This is a genomic window from Mesorhizobium sp. P2_D1 (assembly GCF_056404455.1).
Map to the genome: position 1 here is coordinate 1 of NZ_JBFUDZ010000146.1, position 935 is coordinate 935.

At 62.8% G+C, this 935-nt stretch carries 1 protein-coding gene; it reads right to left on the reverse strand.

Translation table 11 applies throughout. The features are described from left to right. Window positions 1-12: 12 nt before the first annotated feature. Window positions 13-935, reverse strand: a 923-nt coding sequence (locus AC1D0I_RS32625; RefSeq protein WP_477400188.1) for an aminotransferase class III-fold pyridoxal phosphate-dependent enzyme, incomplete at its 5' end; no start/stop codon positions are given.

Genomic DNA, 935 nt, shown 5'->3' on the forward strand with positions numbered 1-935 from the left:
TCCCCGGTTGGCTCAGGCGCTATTTGCGATCCGAAGATCGGGTGGCACATCTGTCAGCGCGGTGTGAAGGGCTTCAAAGCACCGGTCGGCGTCGGCGGTGCTGAAGGCCAATGGCGGCCTTATCTTGATGATGTTTCCGAAGGGACCGGTCGAGGCAACCAGGACACCGAGGCTCTTCATCCGTTCACGCACCCAGCGGGCCGCGAGTTTCGCGGGAGCGCGCGAGGTCCGGTCGAGGACAAGCTCGGCTCCGTAGAAAAGGCCGCGCCCATGGATGTGGCCGACAAGCTCGTGCGTGCCGATCAAACCGTCGAGAGATGCCTTGAGATGCGCGCCGACACGCTCGGCGTTGCCTTGCAGGTTCTCGCCCTGCAGCACGTCCAAGGTGGCGTTGGCGACAACCGTCGAGACCGTGTTGCCGCCGAAGGTGTTGAAATAGCCAGTGCGACGCTGGAACTCCAGGGCGATTTCGCGACGCGTCACGAGCGCGGCGATGGGGTGCCCGTTGCCCATCGGCTTTCCCATGGTGACTATGTCGGGACGAACATCGAATGCCTCGAAGCCCCACATATGCGTGCCCGATCTTCCGAAGCCCATTTGGACTTCGTCGGCGATGCACAACGCTCCTGAACGGCTCGCTTTCTCGAAGGCAAGGCGCATGTAGTCGCCCGGCGGGACCAAGGCGCCGTTGCCGTCAAAGATGGAGTCAATCAGCAGCGCTGCAGCGCCCGATCCCCTTGCTCCAAGGCGGACCGCTGCTTCGGTCACGTGATCGGCGTAGCGTTCCCCCAAATCGGCCTGGTCGCCTCGATGGATGCCCCGGTAGACATTAGGGGGCGGCACCGCCTCGACCCAGCTCGGCTTGTCCTTGATGTCGTATTCCAGCAACGAAAGCGGCGCGACCACCGATGTGTTGCCATGATCTCTGTTTTCTG